This is a genomic window from Methyloceanibacter sp. (assembly GCF_050726195.1).
Taxonomy (GTDB): domain Bacteria; phylum Pseudomonadota; class Alphaproteobacteria; order Rhizobiales; family Methyloligellaceae; genus Methyloceanibacter.
In genome coordinates, this window is the sequence record NZ_JBOHJC010000029.1 from 1 (window position 1) to 18,824 (window position 18,824).

The 18,824-nt window shown below is 65.5% G+C and carries 20 protein-coding genes; 6 read left to right on the forward strand and 14 right to left on the reverse strand.

Features of this window, described 5'->3' with window-relative positions; translation table 11 throughout:
• Positions 1–103: 103 nt before the first annotated feature.
• A complete protein-coding gene (gene ychF, locus ACRECX_RS15110) occupies positions 104–1,201 on the forward strand; it encodes a redox-regulated ATPase YchF (protein ID WP_431559674.1) in 1,098 nt (365 codons plus the stop codon).
• Positions 1,202–1,367: 166 nt separating this feature from the next.
• Here the strand turns inward: ychF and ACRECX_RS15115 are convergent, their stop codons facing one another.
• The 4 genes from ACRECX_RS15115 to ACRECX_RS15130 form a co-directional block, all read right to left on the reverse strand.
• Positions 1,368–1,730, reverse strand: a complete 363-nt coding sequence (locus ACRECX_RS15115) for a hypothetical protein (protein ID WP_431559675.1) — start codon at positions 1,728–1,730, stop codon at positions 1,368–1,370.
• Positions 1,731–1,844: 114 nt separating this feature from the next.
• Positions 1,845–2,573 (reverse strand): DUF502 domain-containing protein, encoded by a 729-nt coding sequence (locus ACRECX_RS15120; RefSeq protein WP_431559676.1) that lies wholly within the window; start codon positions 2,571–2,573, stop codon positions 1,845–1,847.
• Positions 2,574–2,898: 325 nt separating this feature from the next.
• Positions 2,899–4,140: a methyl-accepting chemotaxis protein gene (locus ACRECX_RS15125; RefSeq protein ID WP_431559677.1), complete on the reverse strand. Its 1,242-nt coding sequence runs from the start codon at positions 4,138–4,140 to the stop codon at positions 2,899–2,901.
• Positions 4,141–4,317: 177 nt separating this feature from the next.
• Positions 4,318–6,363 carry a bifunctional aldolase/short-chain dehydrogenase gene (locus ACRECX_RS15130; protein WP_431559678.1) on the reverse strand — a complete coding sequence of 682 codons (2,046 nt, stop codon included), beginning with the start codon at positions 6,361–6,363 and terminating at the stop codon, positions 4,318–4,320.
• Positions 6,364–6,529: 166 nt separating this feature from the next.
• Between ACRECX_RS15130 and ACRECX_RS15135 the strand changes: the two genes are divergently transcribed.
• The gene (locus tag ACRECX_RS15135) at positions 6,530–6,760 is read left to right on the forward strand and encodes a hypothetical protein (protein ID WP_431559693.1); all 231 of its coding nucleotides are present in this window, start codon (positions 6,530–6,532) and stop codon (positions 6,758–6,760) included.
• 135 nt (positions 6,761–6,895) lie between these two features.
• Positions 6,896–7,189, forward strand: a complete 294-nt coding sequence (locus ACRECX_RS15140; protein ID WP_431559679.1) for a hypothetical protein — start codon at positions 6,896–6,898, stop codon at positions 7,187–7,189.
• Between the two features lie 40 nt (positions 7,190–7,229).
• On the opposite strand, the gene ACRECX_RS15145 is transcribed toward ACRECX_RS15140, so the two are convergent.
• From ACRECX_RS15145 to ACRECX_RS15160, 4 genes are all read right to left on the reverse strand, one after another.
• A complete protein-coding gene (locus tag ACRECX_RS15145) occupies positions 7,230–8,198 on the reverse strand; it encodes a Vgb family protein (protein ID WP_431559680.1) in 969 nt (322 codons plus the stop codon).
• Between the two features lie 41 nt (positions 8,199–8,239).
• Positions 8,240–9,340: an S-methyl-5-thioribose-1-phosphate isomerase gene (mtnA, locus tag ACRECX_RS15150; protein WP_431559692.1), complete on the reverse strand. Its 1,101-nt coding sequence runs from the start codon at positions 9,338–9,340 to the stop codon at positions 8,240–8,242.
• Positions 9,341–9,394: 54 nt separating this feature from the next.
• Positions 9,395–11,182 (reverse strand): putative bifunctional diguanylate cyclase/phosphodiesterase, encoded by a 1,788-nt coding sequence (locus ACRECX_RS15155; RefSeq protein ID WP_431559681.1) that lies wholly within the window; start codon positions 11,180–11,182, stop codon positions 9,395–9,397.
• A 149-nt stretch (positions 11,183–11,331) separates the two neighbouring features.
• On the reverse strand, positions 11,332–11,877 hold the full coding sequence (locus ACRECX_RS15160) for an adenine phosphoribosyltransferase (RefSeq protein ID WP_431559682.1): 546 nt from the start codon (positions 11,875–11,877) through the stop codon (positions 11,332–11,334).
• 122 nt (positions 11,878–11,999) lie between these two features.
• Between ACRECX_RS15160 and ACRECX_RS15165 the strand changes: the two genes are divergently transcribed.
• Positions 12,000–12,227, forward strand: a complete 228-nt coding sequence (locus tag ACRECX_RS15165) for a hypothetical protein (protein WP_431559683.1) — start codon at positions 12,000–12,002, stop codon at positions 12,225–12,227.
• A 17-nt stretch (positions 12,228–12,244) separates the two neighbouring features.
• On the opposite strand, the gene ACRECX_RS15170 is transcribed toward ACRECX_RS15165, so the two are convergent.
• The 5 genes from ACRECX_RS15170 to petA form a co-directional block, all read right to left on the reverse strand.
• Positions 12,245–13,120 carry an S-methyl-5'-thioadenosine phosphorylase gene (locus tag ACRECX_RS15170; protein WP_431559684.1) on the reverse strand — a complete coding sequence of 292 codons (876 nt, stop codon included), beginning with the start codon at positions 13,118–13,120 and terminating at the stop codon, positions 12,245–12,247.
• Positions 13,121–13,135: 15 nt separating this feature from the next.
• On the reverse strand, positions 13,136–13,606 hold the full coding sequence (locus tag ACRECX_RS15175) for a hypothetical protein (RefSeq protein WP_431559685.1): 471 nt from the start codon (positions 13,604–13,606) through the stop codon (positions 13,136–13,138).
• Positions 13,607–13,695: 89 nt separating this feature from the next.
• Positions 13,696–14,499, reverse strand: coding sequence for a cytochrome c1 (locus ACRECX_RS15180; protein WP_431559686.1), 804 nt, complete (start codon positions 14,497–14,499; stop codon positions 13,696–13,698).
• The gene (locus ACRECX_RS15185; protein ID WP_431559687.1) at positions 14,499–15,791 is read right to left on the reverse strand and encodes a cytochrome b; all 1,293 of its coding nucleotides are present in this window, start codon (positions 15,789–15,791) and stop codon (positions 14,499–14,501) included. The genes ACRECX_RS15180 and ACRECX_RS15185 overlap by 1 nt, the downstream gene beginning before the upstream one ends.
• Positions 15,792–15,799: 8 nt before the next feature.
• On the reverse strand, positions 15,800–16,402 hold the full coding sequence (petA, locus tag ACRECX_RS15190) for a ubiquinol-cytochrome c reductase iron-sulfur subunit (RefSeq protein WP_431559688.1): 603 nt from the start codon (positions 16,400–16,402) through the stop codon (positions 15,800–15,802).
• Positions 16,403–16,675: 273 nt separating this feature from the next.
• Between petA and hemF the strand changes: the two genes are divergently transcribed.
• Entirely contained in the window at positions 16,676–17,578 is a 903-nt protein-coding gene (gene hemF, locus ACRECX_RS15195) for an oxygen-dependent coproporphyrinogen oxidase (protein WP_431559689.1), read from the forward strand.
• Between the two features lie 199 nt (positions 17,579–17,777).
• Here the strand turns inward: hemF and ACRECX_RS15200 are convergent, their stop codons facing one another.
• Positions 17,778–17,939 carry a hypothetical protein gene (locus ACRECX_RS15200; RefSeq protein WP_431559690.1) on the reverse strand — a complete coding sequence of 54 codons (162 nt, stop codon included), beginning with the start codon at positions 17,937–17,939 and terminating at the stop codon, positions 17,778–17,780.
• Positions 17,940–18,282: 343 nt separating this feature from the next.
• Here ACRECX_RS15200 and ACRECX_RS15205 point away from each other — a divergent pair, with 343 nt between their 5' ends.
• Positions 18,283–18,498 (forward strand): cold-shock protein, encoded by a 216-nt coding sequence (locus tag ACRECX_RS15205; protein ID WP_431559691.1) that lies wholly within the window; start codon positions 18,283–18,285, stop codon positions 18,496–18,498.
• Positions 18,499–18,824 lie beyond the last annotated feature (326 nt).

Here is an 18,824-nt window from a genome sequence, read left to right on the forward strand (position 1 = left end):
GGTGAGGGGCGTTCGCCGCCGCCGCGCCCCCTCACCCGGCGCTTAGCGCCGACCTCTCCCCGTCGGGGAGAGGTGAAGACTTGAAGCACGAGGCAACGAAATCATGGGATTCAAAATGGGGATCGTCGGACTGCCCAATGTGGGCAAGTCCACCCTGTTCAACGCGCTCACCGAGAGCGCCGCGGCGCAGGCCGCCAACTATCCGTTCTGCACCATCGAGCCCAATGTCGGCGACGTGCCGGTGCCGGACCCGCGCCTCGACACGCTCGGCGCCATTGCCAAGTCGGCGCAAATCATCCCCACCCGCCTCACCTTCGTCGACATCGCCGGGCTGGTGCGCGGCGCCTCCAAGGGCGAAGGCCTCGGCAACCAGTTCCTCGCCCATATCCGCGAGGTGGACGCCATCGCCTATGTGCTGCGCTGTTTCGAGGACTCCGACGTGGTCCATGTCGAAGGCAAGGTCGACCCGATCGCCGACGCCGACACCATCGAGACCGAGCTGATGCTCGCCGATCTCGACAGCCTCGAGCGGCGTATCCCGATCCTCGAGAAAAGAATTCGCGGCCAGGACAAGGAGGCGAAACAGACCCTCGTTCTGCTTGAGCGCATCCTGCCGCTGCTGCGCGACGGCAAGCCCGCGCGGCTCGTGGAGGTTAGCGACGAGGAGAAGCCGCTATTCAGGACGCTCGGTCTCCTCACCTCGAAGCCTGTGCTCTATGTCTGCAATGTCGACGAGGCCGCTGCCGCGACCGGCAACGGCTACGCCCGCGCCGTCGCGGCGCGCGCGAAGGCCGAAGGCGCGGGCTGCGTCGTCATCTCGGCCAAGATCGAGGCGGAGCTCGCCGAGCTCGACGCGAGCGAACGCAAGGCCTATCTCGCCGAGCTCGGCCTCGCCGAGCCCGGGCTGAACCGCCTGATCCGCGAAGGCTACACGCTCCTCGACCTCATCACCTATTTCACCGCCGGGCCGAAGGAGGCGCGCGCCTGGACCGTGCCGCAGGGCACCCGCGCGCCCCAGGCCGCGGGCGTCATCCACACCGATTTCGAGAAGGGCTTCATCCGCGCCGAGACGATTCCCTATGACGACTACGTCGCGCTTGGCGGCGAAGCCGGCGCCCGCGACGCCGGCAAGCTCAGACTGGAGGGCAAGGAGTACGTGGTGAAGGACGGCGACGTCCTGCATTTCCGGTTTGCGACGTAGTGGCTTGTAGCCCGGGTGAAGCGAAGAGTAACCCGGGACCGATAGATGTGATGCCCCGGATTTCGCTGCGCTCCATCCGGGCTACTCGTCGAGCGGAGTTACGCCCCAAAGTACTGCGCTAGCCTCTCAGCGCGGCGCCCTGGCGGCGCCGCGCTTAAAGTGAGACCTACTCGATTTTGTCAGCCTCGGCTTTGTCGGCCTCCGCGCGCTTGCCTTTCTCAAAGGCTAGCTTGCGGTAGGAATCGCCCTTCTTGGAAAGTTTCGCGATCCAGCCGTCCTCCCACTTGATCACGGCAGCACCCTTCTTGTTCTCTTTCCACTTGCCCGCGAGGGTCTCGCCCTCGCGCGTCCCTGCGGCGGCGCCGTCTTCGGAGAGGGTAATTTCCATTGGCTTGCCTTGGGTGTCTTCGGTCTTGTACTTGCCGACATAATCGCTGGCGGCAAAGCTGGCGCCGGCCGAAAAGACGACAGCGAAGACGGCGGCGCCGAAAGTGGCAGCCGCTTTAGAAAGAACACGATCGAGAGTCATGGGGGATCTCCTAGGTTCGGGTTGGGATTGGGGAAAAGTCGCGCCCCCGACCTGAACCTGGGATGAACGGGACCGGCGGGGAGACGGCGGCGGTCAGGCCACCATGGTTTGGGTCTAAGACGCATCTTCGCCGATGCGGCGCGCCTGCGGCTTGCGCGGTGCGCGCTTCTTAGCAGGCGCCGGCTGCCGCGCCGGCGGCTTGGCCGGCGCGGCGAGAGCCGGCTTCCCCACCGGCGGCGTGACTCCCATCGACACATAGACGTTCATCAGCCGCTCGACGCCGCCCTCCGCCGGCTTGATCCACTCCGCCGGCACATAGATCAGCGCGCCGCCGAACGGCACCGGTGCCGACGGCACCAGCACCGGCACGTAAGCGTGCTCGCCGATCATGACCGGCTCGTGCGACGGCATCAGCGCCAGCACCGCCGCGTTCCCCTCCCCGCCGAAGAAGCACCACACCGGCTGCATGCCCTTGAGGCTGTCCGTGTCGCCGCGGTCCATGATGGCGACGAAACGCTTGGAGAGGTCGTACACGTTGGAGATCAGCGGGATGCGCATCATCAGCCAGTCGAAGCTGTTCGAGATCCACGAGCGCAGGCCCGATTCGACGAGGATGCCGAGCAGGAAGATGGCGCCGAGGATGATGGCGAGCCCGAGGAAATAGGCGGTCTTCGATACGGGCGTGATGTTGAGGCCGAGCGAGGTGATGAGGTCGCCGAAGAAGCTGCCGGGCCCCGCATAGCTCGCCACCAGCGAGGCGGCCCAGGCCACCACGATGACGGTGACCATGATCGGCAGGAGCGCCAGCACCCCCGACAGAAAAATCCTCAAAATTCGGCCCACGCCAAGCCTCCCGCCGGCTGCCCAATTCGTTAACCTTAACCATTTTAGTAGAATTTTACCGGCTCTGCCCTCAGGGGGTGTAATGTCGCGCCCGTGACGGGAGTCCCTCCCCGCCACAGGTTCCCCCCGAGGAACCCGAAGAGGCTCCGATCCCCCCCGTACGGGGCTTCTTCATTTGCAAAGAATGAAGCGCCTCGAAGCGCTTGAATTGGCCCCGCGTTCCCGCGGGGCCTTTCTTTTTGTCTGTAGGATGGGTTGAGCGCAGCGAAACCCATCATTCGAAAGCCGGCGGGTTTCGCTTCGCTCAACCCACCCTACGGCTTCTTTAGCTCGCGCGCTTCAGCGCGTCGGCGGCAGCTACCTGGCGCAGGAAGTTCTCCACCGTGTGGCGGAGCTGTTCGGCTTGGCGCGACAGGTCGCGAGAGACCTGGAGCATCTGCGTCGCCGACTGGCTCGTCTCGTCCACCGCCTTGGTGACACCAGGCATGTGCGCCACCACGTCCTCGGTGCCGCGCGCCGCCTGGCGCACGCTGTGCGAGATCTCGGAGGTCGCCGCCGATTGCTGCTGCACGGCGCCGGCGATCTCCTGGGTGTTCTTGTTCACGTCGCCCATGGTGGTGACGATGGCTTGCATGGCGTCGACCGCGCCATTGGTCGAGGACTGGATGGCGGCGATCTGCTGCTTGATGTCCTCGGTGGCCTTGGCGGTCTGGTCGGCGAGCGTCTTCACTTCGCTCGCCACCACCGCGAAGCCCCTGCCCGCCTCGCCCGCGCGCGCCGCCTCGATGGTGGCGTTGAGCGCGAGCAGATTGGTCTGCGCCGCCACGTCCTGAATGAGGCTCACGACATCGCCGATGCGTTGCGCCGCGGTCGCCAGCCCCTCGACCTTGAGGTTCGCGGTGCGGGCGTTCTCGGTGACCTGAGACACGATGCGGCTCGCGGTCGAGACGCGCGTGCCGATATCGCCGACCGAGACGGCAAGCTCCTCGGCGGTGGCGGCCACGGTCTGCACATTTGCCGACGCCTCGTCGGAGGCGGCAGCCACGGCGGTGACGCGCTCATTCGTGTCGCTCGCGACGTTCGACAGCACGCGCGCCGTGTCATCCATGGTGCGCGCGCTGTCGGCGAAGGCACCGAGAATGCCGGCGATCGAGCCGCGGAATTGATGGATCAGCTCCTCGGTGCGCTGCTGCGAGGCGAGGCGCCCTTGGATCTGGCTGTCCTGCTCGGACTTGTGGCTCTCGCTCCACCTGATCGCGTCGGCCTGGAATGCCTTCAGCGCCTTGGCGATACCGCCGACCTCGTCGGAGCGCGCGGCATGGGGCACGGTGCCTTCCATGTCCCATTTGATGAAGCGCAGGATGACGTTGTTGAGGTCGCTCAGCGCGCGGGCGAGCCCGCCGCCGAAAATGTAGCCGGCAGCCGCGCCGATGCCGCCGGCGATGATCATGGCGAGCAGCACGGCGGCGCCGGTGCTCGGGATCATGGCCTGGATCAGGAACGACAGGAGGACGGCCATCAAGGCCGTGGCGGCGAAGGCAAGCGTGATTTTCAGGCGGAGAACCATTTGAAATCTCTCTGGTAAAGCGCAAAAAGACCCGTGCTGCAGGCCGCCACGGGAAGGCCGCGAGAGCGGTTCCGCGCAACGAGCCCGTGCGGTGAAGACTCTCCGGTTGTGGTTAAAACTCCCTTAGGATCGCCCCGGTTTGGGCGCTCCGAGTCAAGAAATTTGCGGGGAGCAGGGCTAGCGGAGCGCCGCGGCGATATTGCCGCCGTCCACGGTCTCGATATGGCCGGTGGTCTTGCGTGCCTTGGCGAGCGCCACGAAGGCTTGCGCCACGTCGTCAGCCGTCACCTCGGCACGCAGCAGATTGCCGCTCATGTAGTCGACCTCCGACAGCCCGCGCGCCTTGGACCGCGCCGCGATCATTTCGTCGGTCAGAAGCCCGCTCCTGATGCGGTCGGCGTTGACGCCGTTCGCGCGGATGCCCTCGGCGCCATAGTCGAGCGCATATTGGCGCATCAAGAGCATGGTCGCGGCCTTTGGCAGGCCGTAGGGCCCGAAATTCTGCCCAGGGTTCACCGCCTGCTTCGAAATGTTGAACAGCAGCACGCCGCCGGTGCCCTGCTGCAACATGATGCGCACGGCCGCCTGCGCCACCGTCTGATGGGCGAAGAAATTGAGCTCGAAGCTCTTGCGTAAGACCTCGTCGGAAACCTCGCCGATGCGTCCTTGCCAGGCCGCACCGGCATTCGACACAAGAATGTCGACGCCGCCATACCGCTCGCACACGCGGGCGAAAGCAGCCTTCACCTGGTCCGGCTTGGTGACGTCGCATTGGATCCCGAGTCCCTTGATCGCGGCCGCCGCCGTCTTCGCCGCCTCCCCGTCGATATCGAGGAGCGCGACCGCCGCGCCTTCCGCCGCAAGCGCGCGCGCCGTCGCCGCGCCGATCGCGCCGGCGCCGGTCACCACGGCGATCTGCCCCGTCAACGGCTTCACCACCGCGCCTTTGAGCTTTGCCTGTTCGAGGCTCCAATATTCGAGCGCGAACAGGTCGCTCTCCGGCAGCGGCTCGTAGCGGCCGATGGCTTCCGCGTCGGTGATCACCTTGATGCTGTTCTCGGCGAGGTCGGCCGCGATCGAAGCATCCTTGGCGCTGCGGCCAAGCCCGAATAGGCCAACGCCAGGCACCAAGATCACCCGCGGCATGGGGTCGAGCTTGGTCTTGGTGCCGCCAGCGGCCGCGTTCTCGCGCGCGAAATAGGCGTCGTACGCCGCGGCGAACGCCGCAACCGCCGCCTTCACCTCGGCCGCGAACGCCTCGAGCGTGCCGGCCTCAGGCGAAGGCACGACCAGCGGCTTGTTCTTGGTGCGGATGATGTGGTCGGGCGTCACCACGCCGCGCTGACTGTAGGACAGAAGCTCCGCGCCGTTGACATAGTCGAGTATTTCCGGCGCGGTCCGGAGCTCGGCGATGAAGCGGATAGGTTCGGCGTTGTCACGCTTGATGGCGCACGCCCCGCGCAAGATCGGCGCAATCTCCGCCGCCGCCGCGATGCTGGTCGCGATCGTCCGCACAGGAAACACGACGGGCCGGCCCTGGCGCAAGCGGCTCTCGGCCAGCGACACCATCTCGATCATGCGCTCATAGGCCTCGCGCGCCGTCTCGCCGAAGGTGAAGATGCCGTGCTTGTGCAGGATCAGGCCCTCGACATCCGGCTTCGCCTCGAACACTTCCGCCGCCGCCTTGGCGAGCCCGAAGCCAGGCGCGATATACGGCACGATGCCCATGCGGCCGTCATACACCTCGCGCGCCAGCGCCTCGCCGTCAGGCTGATCGACGATGGAGAGCACCGCCGCGGCATGGGTGTGATCGACGAATTTGTGCGGCAGGAACGCGTGCAGCAGGGTCTCGACCGACGGGTTCGGCGCCGCGGCATCGAGCAGATTCAAGCGCTGCACATTGACCATGGCCTCATCAGATAGCGCATCGAGCGTGCGCAGCTCGCGCAGCGGTCCGAGCTTCACCGCAGGCAACCCCCACGGCTCGATATCGGCCATGTCGGCGCCCGAGCCCTTCACGGCGATGACTTCGTGCTCCTTGCCGAGGTCGTCGGTGGCGCGGGTCTTGACCGAAGTGTTGCCGCCGCCGTGGAGCACGAGCAACGGGTCGCGGCCCAAGAGGCGCGTGGTGTAGACGCGAAGGGTGATGTCCTTATGGACGCCTTTGGCGCCATAGGCCTCGACCGTCGCCCGCGCGGTCTCGTCGTTCCATTGGCTTTGCATGGCGCGCGTTGTGGCAAGTTTCGCTCGGTGCGGCAAGGACGGAGCGGCCATTTCCTGCGGGGAGAGGTCGCGGCGAAGATTCCTCAGTTCCGCCACGGTCGCATACCGATTCGCAACATATTTCTATTTATTTTAGACAGTTAGGGGTACTTGATGAGGGAGTAAGGTGAGCAGTCTCCGTAACGCGTACCGGCCCGAGCGCCACTATATGCGCGGGCCCGGGCCGAAATGGCACGCGAAGCACACGGCCTCGCTGGTCGCCGCTGCAGGCGCCCAACGCGTCTTGGGTCCGGACGAACGGGGCAAGCCGCCGCGTCCGCGGTCCATGGCGGGATGGATCGCGCCAACGGCCGCGGCGGCGGTGCTCGGCTTCGTCGCCGTGATGGTTCTCGCCTAGGCGCGCGGCATCAGGACAGGGCACGAAGCGGTGGGATCGGCTCGATTCCGCCGCCGGGGGTTCTTATTTCGGAACCGATCCCCACCTTCCTGGTTAGCCGACTAGGTAACCCACACTCTTTTGAGGTAAACGCCCATGCGCGCAGTTCTCATCACGGCTCTTGCGGTCTTTCTTGCCGCCGTCGTTGTCGCCGGCCCAAGGCCTGCTTCCGCCCTGCCTGCTCAGGCTGCATTGAACTACAGCCACGCCAATGCGGACTTGGTGGAAGTCAAGAAGTACAAGAAGGGCCGCTACTATCGCGGGCCTTACTACCGGTCCCGCTACCACTACCGGCCCTACTACTACCGGCCCTATCGCTACCGGCCCTACTATCCTTATTATCGGCCGTACTATCGGCGTCCCGGCTTCAGCATCTGGCTCGGCTGGTAGGTCATCACAGCGGGAGCGCGGGACAGAAGGCCCGCGCTTCTTATTTGCCGTCGCGGATCACCACGAGGCGGTCGGTACCGGATTCGGCCCCCCACACCTCGCCGGCTCGTCCAAGAATTTGACGCACGGCCGCGCCCGGCCGGTCGCTCGGGAAACTCTCGAACGTCTCGGTCTGCGGATCGAAGCTCAGGATGGCATTGGCGCCGAAATCGCTGACCCACACGGTGTCGCGGTCGTCCACGTAGACGGCGTAGGCGCGCGGATCGCTACCCGGCAATTTGTAGACTTTCCAGGTCTTGGCGACGGGGTCGTAGCGGCTGAGATTCCCGGTGTTCCACTCGCTCACCCATAGCCGGCCCATCGAGTCCGACCAGACGCGCCGCGTGCCGGCCCCCTCCGTCATGGATTCGATGACCGCCGTCTCGCCCGTCTCAAGGTTTGGCTTGCCGAGAAACGAGCCGGCCAGCGACACGTAGTAGATGTGACCCGACGGCGTTGCCGAAATGCCATAGGGCCCCCGGCCCTTCGGTGCGTTCCACACCTTCATCTCGCCGGTTTGCGGATCGAGGCGGCCATAGATGCCGGTCTGTCCGGTAAACCAGATGCGACCTTTGGCGTCGAACGCCGCGGTATTGAGGTTGGCGTTGGTGCCGGCTTTGGGCAGCGGGAAGACCTTTACCTGCTGGCTCGTGGCGTCCACCCGCACGATGGCGTTGAGGCCGCTGTCGGTGACCCAAGCATTGCCGTGCGGCCCGACGATGACGCCGTGCGGGCGGGATCCCTCGCCGAGCGGAATCCGCTTCACCTTTCCCGTCTTTGGATCGAGCTGGCCGAGCACGCCCTTGTGCTGGCCAGTGTACCAGACCGTGCCGTCCGGCGCCGGCGCCACGTCATGCGGGTGGTCGCCTTTGGGCACGTCATAGTACTGGACGTCGGCCGCCCCAGCCGCCCCGGCAAGAAACAAGAGCGGCAGGCAGACGCTCGCAAACGGCAAACGATTCGGTCGCATTCCGCCACCCTAATGGGTTCTTGTGAACAGACGAAGGCTTCTCACGCAGCCGCCTTGCTGCGCTCGGGATAGAGGAGCCGCAATCCCTCCGGTGTGGCCGGCGTCACGCCGCGCTCGGTGATGAAGCCAGTGACGAGCCGCGCGGGTGTGACGTCGAAACCGAAATTCGCGGCCTGACTGCCCTCAGGCGCGACCGCCACCGTGGCGATCGACCCATCGGGAAGCTTGCCCGTCATATGCGTGACTTCCGCCGCGTTGCGCTCCTCGATGGGAATGGCGCCGCCGTCCTCGAGGCTCCAGTCGATGGTCGAGTGCGGCAGCGCGACGAAGAATTGCACACCGTTGTCCTTGGCGGCGAGCGCCTTCAAATAGGTTCCGATCTTGTTGGCCACGTCCCCCGATGCCGTCGTGCGGTCGGTGCCGACGATGCAAAGATCGACCAGCTTGTTCTGCATCAGATGGCCGCCGGTGTTGTCGGCGACGATCGTGTGCGGCACGCCATGCGCGCCCAGCTCGTAGGCGGTGAGCGAAGCGCCTTGATTGCGCGGTCGCGTCTCGTCCACCCAAACGTGCACCGGCATGCCCTCGTCGTGCGCGCGGTAGATGGGCGCGAGCGCCGTGCCCCAATCGACGCAAGCGAGCCACCCGGCGTTGCAATGCGTGAGGATGTTGACCCGCGCCCCGGCCTTCTTCTCGGCATGCGCCTTGATCAGCCCGACACCGTGCTCGCCGATCTTCCGGCACGTCTCAACGTCCTCGTCACAGATCTCGGCGGCGCGGGCGTAGGCCGCCGCGACCCGCCTGTCGCGGGGCTGGTTCCGCACCGCCTTCTGCATTTCATCGAGCGCCCAGCGGAGATTGATGGCCGTGGGCCGCGTGGCGGCGAGCGCCGCGCAAGCCCGGTCGAGCGCTTCGTCCGACGCATCGGTGCGCAGCGCGAGCGCCGCCCCGTAAGCCGCCGTGGCACCGATCAGCGGCGCGCCGCGCACCTGCATGGACGAGATCGCCCGCACCGCGTCGTCAAGCGACTTGAGCACAACAATCTCGAGCGCGAACGGCAGCTTGGTTTGGTCGATGATCGACACCGACCAGCCGTCGTCGCTGAGCCAAATCGTGCGGTAAGGCTTGCCATTGATGTTCATGCGAAGGGGCCATAGCACAACACGGTCCCCATGAGCAGACCGAATTGTTTAGCGCTATGCCGCCTGCGTCTCGCCGGCGTCTGGCCCCATACCCGCAAGCCATTTGCGCAGCGCTGCGGGGGGAAGAGGCCGAGAAATGAAAAAGCCTTGCGCCTCGTCGCAGCCCGACCTTGCGAGAAAGTCATACGTCTTGCGCATCTCCACCCCCTCGGCGACGACCCGGTAGCCGAGCTCGTGTCCCATTGAGATCATGGCCTTCACCAACCGCCGGTCGCGCTCGCGGTCGAGCCTGCGCATGAAGGACTGGTCGATCTTGATGACATCGGCCGGAAGGTCCTGAAGATAGGAAAAGCTCGAGTACCCGGTGCCGAAGTCGTCGATCGCGCACCCCACGCCAATCGCCTTTAGCGCTTCGAGCTGCTCGAGCACCCTGGCGCGATGGCGGATCAGTGCGCTTTCGGTGAACTCGAGTTCGATATCGTCCGGCAACAGGTCATGGCGAGCGAGCGCCTCGCCGACGCGCTGCGCGAAGTCGTCCTCCTCGAGATTGGCGGCGGAGATGTTGATCGAAACGCGCAAGCCTAGTCCGGCCTGCTTCCATGCCGCCGTCTGCTTGGATGCATTTTCCAACACCCAGTCGGTGACCGGACGGGCCAGCGCCGTCTGCTCGACGAGCGGGATAAACTCCGCTGCGGTGACGCTGCCAAGGCTCGGATGATGCCAGCGGAGCAGGGCCTCGACGCACACGCAGGCGCCCGTTCTCAGGTCGACGCGGGGCTGGTAGACGAGGCTAAGCTGGTCCGGCGCGGAGAGGGCGTCACGCAGGCCGACGAGAAGGCCGAAGCGGCGCCGGTGCTCCTCGTCTTTCAGGGGTGAGTGGGTTTCCACATCGAGTTCGGCCTCCCGCGCGTCGAGGGCCGCGCCATAGGCGGTTCGCAGGACGTCCGCGGGAGCCGTCTCGCCGAGGCGCAGCGGCGCGATGCCGATGGCCGCGTCGATCGCCACCGGCACGCCGCTCGACTCGACAGAGGCCGTAAGACTTGCCTGGATGTCGAACAGGGTTTGCTGCAACGACTCGTCGTTCGGCTCGTTCAGCACGCAAGCAAAATCGGTTGTTCCGATATGGTAGAGCGTCGCGCGCCCGCTGAGGCGAGACTGAATCGCGGCCTTGGCGAACCTAACCAAGTCATCGACGTAATGAGGTCCAAGCGCCCGCTGGGCCTCCGCGAGCTGACGCTGATCGGCGAGGTCCATCAGCACGGCGACGCGCTCTTCGTCCGGGTGGTCGCGTGCCTGGTCTTCGAGATCCTCGATCAGCTGATTGCGGTTGGGCAGCCCGCTGACCGGGTCGACACGTCCAAACGCATGCTCCAGTTCGATCTGGGCCATCACCATGGCGGCAAGATCTTTTAGCGCGGCGAGCTCCTGCTTCGTCACGGTTCTCGGTTCTGGACCCAGGACGCACATCGAGCCGAGGCCGAACCCGTCCCGGGTCAGGAGCGGCGCGCCCGCGTAGAAGCGCACGCCGGCCGCGGCGAGCGGACTGTCGCGATAGTCCTCATCGCTCAGAAGGTCGGGCACGACTACGAGATGCCGGTCGCTCGCAACCCTCGCGCAGGGCGCCTTGTCGCGCGGGATCTGCGTGGCGTCCACCCCCACGCGCGACTTGAACCACTGCCGGTCGTGGTCGGTCAGGGAGACCGCGCAAATCGGCAAGCCGAAAAGCTGACTCGCCATGCGGGTGATGCGATCGAAGGCCTCGCTCCGAGGCGTGTCGAGGAGACCGAGGTCGCGCAATGCGCGCAGCCGCTCTTCCTCTTCCTTGTCTGGATTCGCCGACATGGAGCCGCCTCGTGAGGCTTAATGCCCGTGGCCGCGCGCACGTCAGGCTACGGCCACCAAGGGCTCGTCGAAGCCTAGCTCTGTGAGCTTGAAGAATATATTGCGCGTTCTCTGAAAATCCTACCGGCGTTGGCAACCTTCGGGAAGGCTTACTCGCCCTCGAAGGAAATCAAGGTGTGGCACTCGACGCCGAGTTCGGCGAGGCGCGCGCGGCCGCCGAGGTCGGGCAGTTCGATGACGAAGGCCGCGCCTACCACGTCGGCATTGAGCCGGCGCAGCAGCTTGACCGCCGCCGCCGCCGTTCCCCCTGTGGCGATCAGATCGTCGACGAGCAGCACCGGCTCGCCCGGGCTGATCGCATCCTCGTGCATCTCGATGACGTCGATGCCGTATTCGAGCTCGTACTCCTGGCCGATGGCCTTGGCCGGCAGCTTGCCCTTCTTGCGGATGGGGACGAAGCCGCAGCGTAGACGGTCCGCCGCCGCGCCGCCGAGAATGAACCCCCGCGCCTCCACGCCCGCGACGGATTCGACGCGCCGGTTCTGGAAGGGCTGGACCAGCTGCTCGATACAGGCGCGAAAGCCCGAAGCATGGCCAAGCAACGTCGTGATATCGCGGAACATAATGCCGGGCTTCGGATAGTCCTGTATGGTCCGTACGAGACCCTTGAGATCGATGTCGGTCGTGAGGTTCATCCGGGGGTCTCTCCATGTCAGGGTAGGCCGAGGCGCGGCGCGAGCTCGCGTCCTGGTGCCTATAATCGAACCAAAGGCGGCTGGCTAGTCGCGAGCCGGGCGCCGGTCAAAGGGGGCAAGCCATGGCAATCGACGCGGAGCCCGTCACGATTCGCAATATCGACGTTCCGTTCTGGCGGATCGTCGTGATCCTCATCAAATGGTCGATCGCGGCCATTCCGGCGGCGATCGTCGTCGGCCTACTCTACGCCTTGATCTTTTTCCTGCTGAGCGTGATCGGCCTCGGCGTGTTCGAGTGGGCCGGCATCCCCATCCCCGAGATCCCGACACCGCCCACGCCATCGCCGTAGGCGGCGCGCTCGGCGCCTCAGCGGTTCAGCACGCGGCCCGCCACGGCGTCGAGCTTCTTCAGCAGCGCAGGATCGCGCGCCTCCGGCGCGGTGATGATCGCCGTGTCGAGCGCGCGGTCAGAGCCGATCGGACATTGCTCGTGATCGCGGGGAAAGTCTCGCGCCAGACGCGCGACGAGGCGCGCCGCCTTCTCCGCATTCGCCATCAACACGCGGATGATGTCCTGCACCGTGACCGCGTCATGGTCGGGATGCCAGCAGTCGAAGTCGGTGACCATGGCGACCGTCGCGTAGCAAAGCTCCGCTTCGCGGGCGAGCTTGGCCTCCGGCAGATTGGTCATGCCGACCACCGAATAGCCGAGGCCCTTGTAGGTCAGGCTCTCGGCGAGCGTGGAGAATTGCGGCCCTTCCATGCACACATAGGTGCCGTCGCGCGCGAAGGGGATGCCCTCGGCCTCCGCCGCCGTGGCTAGGTGAATGCGTAGTCGCGGAGAGACGGGATGCGCCATGGAGACATGCGCCACGCAGCCTGTGCCGAAAAACGAGGTCGGCCGGTTATGCGTGCGGTCGACGAACTGGTCGACCAGCACGAACGTGCCAGGCGGCAACTCCTCCTTGTACGAGCCGCACGCCGACAGCGAGATGAGGTCGGTGACGCCCGCCCGCTTCATCACGTCGATATTGGCGCGGTAGTTGATGTCGGTCGGCGACAGCCGATGGCCCTTGTCGTGGCGCGACAGAAACACGATGGGGAGCCCGTCGATGTCACCGATGCGAAGCGGCGCCGATGGCTCGCCCCATGGGCTCTCGATGCGCTCTTCGCGCACATTCTTGAGCCCCGGCAGGTCGTAGAGTCCCGACCCGCCGATAATGCCGAGCACCGCCTTGGTCATGCCGCCCCCTGCTCCCTACTCGCCGACATGCATGTAGACCACGGCCCACACCCAATGGCCACGATGATCGTCGCGCGGCCCCTTGCCTTCGGCGCGCGTATTGAGCAGCCAGATCGGTCCCTGCTGGCCGATGCCGAGTGGTTTGCCGTCGGCGGAGAGCGCGAGGATCCAATCCGAGCCGTCGATGTCCTCCGGCATGACGAAGCCGGCATAGCCGTCCGCCGCCACGAAACTGGTCTTGACCTTCGCCGCCTCGATAAAACCCAGCACCTCGCGCAGCAGCGGTCCGGAGAACGTCGCCGGCTTGTCGAACTCAGGCGGCTGCGCCACCACCTCGCCCTGCGGGAGCGCGAGCAGCATGGCGCGGTCGAACTCGAAGGCGTGTTTGAAGTCGGCCTTCAGACTGGCGAGCAGGCTGTCGCGCTTTGCATCGAACGGCCCGCGATTGGGCTTGCCCACCAGGCCGCCGACCGTGAGCACCACCATGTCCTTTGGCGCCCGCGCACTCCTCGGCAAACGCCGGAAACGCAACGAGCGCAATGAGCAGAGCGAGAAGCGCCCGCGTCATGACCGCCTCACGCGGTGTGGGCGTGGTCGCGGGCGTGGAGGCGCGACCACACGGCACGCTTGGCGAGATACATGATCACGGCGAACACCAGCAGAAAGATCATGACCCGCGCGCCGAGCTTATGCCGCTCCTCGAGCTTGGGCTCCGCCGCCCACATCAGAAACGCCGACACGTCCCGCGCATAGTTGTCGACCGTGGGCTTGGTCCCGTCGGTGTACTGGATCGCCCCATCGACCAGAGGATTCCTCATGGCGATCTGGTGGCCCGGGAACGCCTCATTGTAGTGCATGCCCTTGGCGAGGTCGAAGCCCTCCGGCGGCTCGCGATAGCCCGTGAGCAGCGCATAGAGATAGTCGGGACCGCCAGGCCTCGCCTTCGCCATCACCGATAGGTCCGGCGGCAAGGCGCCCTTATGCGCCGCCCGCGCCGCCTGCTCGTTCGGGTAAGGCGAGCGGAAGTGATCGGCGGGACGACCCGGCCGCTGGAACATCTGGCCCTTGTCGTCCGGCCCGTCGGTGATCTGCGCTTGCGAGGCCAAGACCTCCACCGCCTTGGGCGAGAACTCGGGGCCACCAGGCTCGCCGAGATTGCGGTAGGACAGCAGCCGCATCGAATGGCAGTTGGCGCAGATATCCTTGTAGACGCGATAGCCGCGCTGCAGCTGCGCCCGGTCGTAGGTGCCGAACGGCGGGGCGAACGACCAGCTCTGCGCCGCGATCTCCGGCCCATGGCCGTTGTCCTCGGCGAACGCCGAGCCAGGAGCGGCGAAGGCAAGCAGCAACGCGACGGCAGGCAAGCGGACGAAAGTCATCACGCCACCCCCTCGCGCTCAGGCTCGCGCATGGGCGGCGGCTCCGCCGGCTTCGGCGGCTCAGGCCCGAGCACGGCTTGGGTGATGCTGCCCGGCAGCTTCTTCGGCCGCTCGATCAGCCCCACCACCGGCATGACCACCAGGAAGAACGCGAAATAGTAGATGGTGCACAGCCGCCCGAAGAATAGGTACCAGCCCTCCGGGGCCTGCGAGCCGAGATAGCCGAGCGCCACGCACGTCACCACGAACAGCCAGAAGAACCATTTGTAGATCGGCCGGTAGCGGGTCGAGCGAATCCGCGAGGTGTCGAGCCACGGGATGAAAAACAAAATGCCGATCGACGACACCAGTCCGATCACGCCGAGCAGCTTGTTGGGGACGGCGCGCAGGATCGCGTAGAACGGCAGGAAGTACCACTCCGGCACGATGTGCGGCGGCGTCTGCAGCGGATTGGCCGGGATGTAGTTATCGGGATGGCCGAGAAAGTTCGGCGCGTAGAATAGGAGCACGCCGAACAGAAGCAGGAATAGCACCAGCGCGAAGCCGTCCTTGATCGTGTAGTAGGGATGGAACGGGATGACGTCCCGCTCCGTCTTCACCTCGATGCCGATCGGATTGTTGTTGCCCGGCACGTGCAGCGCCCAGATATGCAGGATCACCACGCCGGCGATGATGAACGGGAACAGATAGTGCAGGCTATAGAGCCGGTTCAAGGTCGGGCCGCCTACCGCGAAGCCGCCCCAGATCCACTCGACGAGCGTAGTGCCCAGTCCGGGGATCAGCGCGTCGAGCGATGAGAACAGATTGGTGATCACCGTCACCGCCCAGAAGCTCATCTGCCCCCACACTAGCGAATACCCCATGAAGGCGGTGGCGATCATCAGCAGCAGAATGAGCACGCCGAGAATCCACAACACTTCGCGCGGCGCCTTGTAGGAGCCGTAATAGAGGCCGCGCAAGGTGTGGATATAGACCGCGAGGAAGAACATCGAGGCGCCGACGGCGTGCGAATAGCGCAGCAGCCAGCCCCAGTTCACGTCGCGCATGATCTTCTCGACGGAGTCGAACGCGCCGTCATGTGTCGGCACGTAATGCATGGCGAGCACCACGCCGGTCGCGATCTGCACCACGAGCATGAACGTCAAAATGCCGCCGAAGGTCCACAGATAGTTCAAATTGCGCGGCGTGGGGAAGACCATGAACTGGTCGTGCACCACCCGGGGCAGCGGCAACCGCGCGTCGAGCCACTTGGTGAAGCCGCTGGCCGGTTGGTAGGTCGAAGGATGGGCCATGGGCCGGCTTATCCGATGGTGATCTTGGTGTCGGAGGCGAAAATATAGGGCGGGATATACAAATTCTCCGGTGCCGGCCCGATGCGCACGCGCCCGGCGGTGTCGTATTGCGAGCCGTGGCACGGGCAGAACCAGCCGCCATACTCGCCTTTGTACTGGCCGGGCGCCTGGCCCTGGGGGATGCAGCCGAGATGCGTGCAGATGCCGATCATCACCAGCCACTTCTCGTGCTCGGACGCGGCGCGGTTCTCGTCCGTCGCCGGCGCGTCGTCCGGCAGGTTGGCGTTGCGCGCCAGCGGATCGATCAGATCGTCGATCTCGGCCGCCTTCGCCTCCTCGATCTCTTTCGCCGTGCGATGGCGGATGAAGATCGGCTTGCCGCGCCACATCACGGTGATCGCCTGACCTTCCTCGATCGGCGAGACGTCGACCTCGGTGGTGGCGAGCGACAAGGTCGAGGCGTCGGGGTTCATCTGGTCGAGCAGCGGCCACAGCACGGCGGCGCCGCCGATTGCCGCGAACGCGCCGGCGGCGATCAGGATGACGTCGCGCCGCGACGGGTCGTCGTCATGAGCGAGCGAAGGATCTACAAAGACCGGGGGATTGGCCACGGGCCAAGTGCTCCTGAATTGCGACGGAGCCGAGCAGAGCAAAGCCCAGCCCCTCGGCTCTCACGCCGGCAAACAAACGCGGGACGCGCCTCTCGATTTGCCTCAACCGAGCCGTTGCCCGGCATACATTCGTGCCGTTTTCTGGCATCGCCGCCCTAGGTTGTCCAGGGCTCACGGCTTGGGCAAATTGGCGCACAAGAGCCCTGATTGAGATCAAGGTTTGAGCGGAACGCATCATGTGCCATGCCCTTGTGGCACAAGGACAGCAGATTGATGCAACAGAAAGACGTCAAAGGGCGAAATTCCACCGGCGCGTTCGAGGCCGGCAAGGAGCGGGCGCAAACCTGGTTCGAGGCCTTGCGCGACGACATGCTGGCCGCGCTCGAGGCGATGGAGGATGCGGCCGAAGGCGCGCCCGGCTGCGACGGCAAGGCGCCTGGGCGCTTCACGCGAAAGCCCTGGATCCGCGCCGAGGGCGGCGGCGGGGTGATGTCGCTGATGGCGGGCCGCGTGTTCGAGAAGGTCGGATGTCACACTTCGACGGTGCATGGCAGCTTCCCGCCGGAATACGCCAAGCAAATCCCTGGCGCGGAGGAGGACCCGCGCTTCTGGGCCTCCGGCATGTCGTTCATCGCCCATCCGGTGAACCCCAACGCGCCCACCGGCCACATGAACACGCGCATGGTGGTGACGTCCAAGGGTTGGTTCGGCGGCGGCGGCGACCTCACGCCGATGCTCGACCGCAGGCGGAGCCAAGACGACAAGGACACGAAGGATTTCCATGCCGCAATGAAGGCCGCTTGCAAGGGGCAGCCCTCCGCCGACTATTCCCGCTTCAAGACGTGGTGTGACGAATATTTCTTCCTGGCGCACCGGAACGAACCGCGCGGCATCGGCGGCATCTTCTACGACTATCTCGACACCGGCGACTTCGAGGCCGACTTCGCCTTCACGCAAAGCGTGGGCCAAGCCTTCGTCGGTATCTATCCCGAGCTCGTCCGCCGCAACATCGCGACGCCTTGGACGGAGGCCGACCGCGACGAGCAGCTCGTCCGCCGCGGCCGCTATGTGGAATACAACCTCCTCTACGACCGCGGCACGATCTTCGGGCTGAAGACCGGCGGCAATGTCGAGGCGATCCTCTCGTCGCTTCCGCCGCTGGTCAGGTGGCCTTAGGGTCCCGTTCGCTTCACTGCCCTCGTCATCGCCGGGCTTGACCCGCCTGCGGGCCGAAGCCAATAAGCCTAACTCTACTAAGACCCTTCGGCGGGCGAAGGCCCGGCGATCCAATAGGGTTTCTCAACAGCCCCGCGATTGGTAATCCTCGGCCTTGGATGCCCGGGACGAGCCCGGGCATGACGGAGTTGCCGATATGCTACCCCCGCACCCCGGCATACATCAGCGGCGGGGTCTGGAGCGTGCCGGCCTCCAAGGTGATGGCGCCGGTGCGGGTCTCGATAAAGGGCGCATCGGAGACGAGGCGGGCCGTGAGGATGGCAAGCGCCGTAAGCAGCAGAACCACCACGATCTTCCACATTTTCCGCCTCCCTTCGCTCGGCAGGACCGCGCGACCCCGCGCGTCCTGGTGCCTTTTCTAGGGATTGGCGGCTGAACCCTGCCTGAGGCGGCCGTTCATCTGGCGTTTAGATTGTCCGATCGGGCGATAGTTCCTGCTTGCCAAGGGCCCTGGCATCCCCCACATTCCAGTGCACCGGGCGCCCAAGGCTTTGGGCGCGGACTTGGACGACGGCAAGTGACTATCGCGGCTAACAGCTCGACCCTTTCCTGACATCTCAAGACGACGATGGGCCTCCCTTCGCGGGGCGGGTCCCACCGGCCCGTTACGTATGGAACTTTGAAACGGGAAAGGAATCCCTGAAATGTCTCGTGTGAACGGCACAGTGAAATTCTTCAATCATTCGCGTGGCTTCGGCTTCATTCAGCCGGACGACGGCGGCAAGGACGTATTCGTCCACGCTTCGGCGCTCGAGCGCTCCGGCGTGCCCGCCCTCAACGAGGGCGACAAGGTCTCCTTCGAGATCGAGGACGACCGCCGCGGCCGCGGCAAGCAGGCCGCCAACGTGCAGCTCGCCTAAACAGAGCGCACCGCTAGAAGCGAATCTTTGGAAGCCGCCGGGCGAAAGCCCGGCGGCCTTTTCATGTGCGCGGTCGCGTAGCCCGAATTGAAGCGCAGCGCAATCCGGGAGCCCAAGTGTGGGCGTCTGCATCTCCCCGGATTCCGCTCCCTTCATGCGGGCCATGGACTGTGAAAATATTCCTAGACCTCCATCGCAACCCCCGCTATACTCCGCGCACCTCGTCCGCTGAAGGGGCGTTGCTCTAGAGGCGTCTTGAGTGGCGGGACGGGGTGCGGCGCCCGCGGGCCTGGTTACGCGACCAAGGCCTCCGGGCGGTGCGGGCT

Excerpts from the sequence above, each read along its gene's own strand:
- ychF (WP_431559674.1), top strand. The coding sequence starts at position 104 with ATGGGATTCAAAATGGGGATCGTCGGACTGCCCAATGTGGGCAAGTCC.
- ACRECX_RS15115 (WP_431559675.1), bottom strand. The coding sequence starts at position 1,730 with ATGACTCTCGATCGTGTTCTTTCTAAAGCGGCTGCCACTTTCGGCGCC.
- ACRECX_RS15125 (WP_431559677.1), bottom strand. The coding sequence starts at position 4,140 with ATGGTTCTCCGCCTGAAAATCACGCTTGCCTTCGCCGCCACGGCCTTG.
- ACRECX_RS15130 (WP_431559678.1), bottom strand. The coding sequence starts at position 6,363 with ATGCAAAGCCAATGGAACGACGAGACCGCGCGGGCGACGGTCGAGGCC.
- ACRECX_RS15140 (WP_431559679.1), top strand. The coding sequence starts at position 6,896 with ATGCGCGCAGTTCTCATCACGGCTCTTGCGGTCTTTCTTGCCGCCGTC.
- ACRECX_RS15145 (WP_431559680.1), bottom strand. The coding sequence starts at position 8,198 with ATGCGACCGAATCGTTTGCCGTTTGCGAGCGTCTGCCTGCCGCTCTTG.
- mtnA (WP_431559692.1), bottom strand. The coding sequence starts at position 9,340 with ATGAACATCAATGGCAAGCCTTACCGCACGATTTGGCTCAGCGACGAC.
- ACRECX_RS15155 (WP_431559681.1), bottom strand. The coding sequence starts at position 11,182 with ATGTCGGCGAATCCAGACAAGGAAGAGGAAGAGCGGCTGCGCGCATTG.
- ACRECX_RS15160 (WP_431559682.1), bottom strand. The coding sequence starts at position 11,877 with ATGAACCTCACGACCGACATCGATCTCAAGGGTCTCGTACGGACCATA.
- ACRECX_RS15165 (WP_431559683.1), top strand. The coding sequence starts at position 12,000 with ATGGCAATCGACGCGGAGCCCGTCACGATTCGCAATATCGACGTTCCG.
- ACRECX_RS15170 (WP_431559684.1), bottom strand. The coding sequence starts at position 13,120 with ATGACCAAGGCGGTGCTCGGCATTATCGGCGGGTCGGGACTCTACGAC.
- ACRECX_RS15175 (WP_431559685.1), bottom strand. The coding sequence starts at position 13,606 with ATGGTGGTGCTCACGGTCGGCGGCCTGGTGGGCAAGCCCAATCGCGGG.
- ACRECX_RS15180 (WP_431559686.1), bottom strand. The coding sequence starts at position 14,499 with ATGACTTTCGTCCGCTTGCCTGCCGTCGCGTTGCTGCTTGCCTTCGCC.
- ACRECX_RS15185 (WP_431559687.1), bottom strand. The coding sequence starts at position 15,791 with ATGGCCCATCCTTCGACCTACCAACCGGCCAGCGGCTTCACCAAGTGG.
- hemF (WP_431559689.1), top strand. The coding sequence starts at position 16,676 with ATGCAACAGAAAGACGTCAAAGGGCGAAATTCCACCGGCGCGTTCGAG.
- ACRECX_RS15200 (WP_431559690.1), bottom strand. The coding sequence starts at position 17,939 with ATGTGGAAGATCGTGGTGGTTCTGCTGCTTACGGCGCTTGCCATCCTC.
- ACRECX_RS15205 (WP_431559691.1), top strand. The coding sequence starts at position 18,283 with ATGTCTCGTGTGAACGGCACAGTGAAATTCTTCAATCATTCGCGTGGC.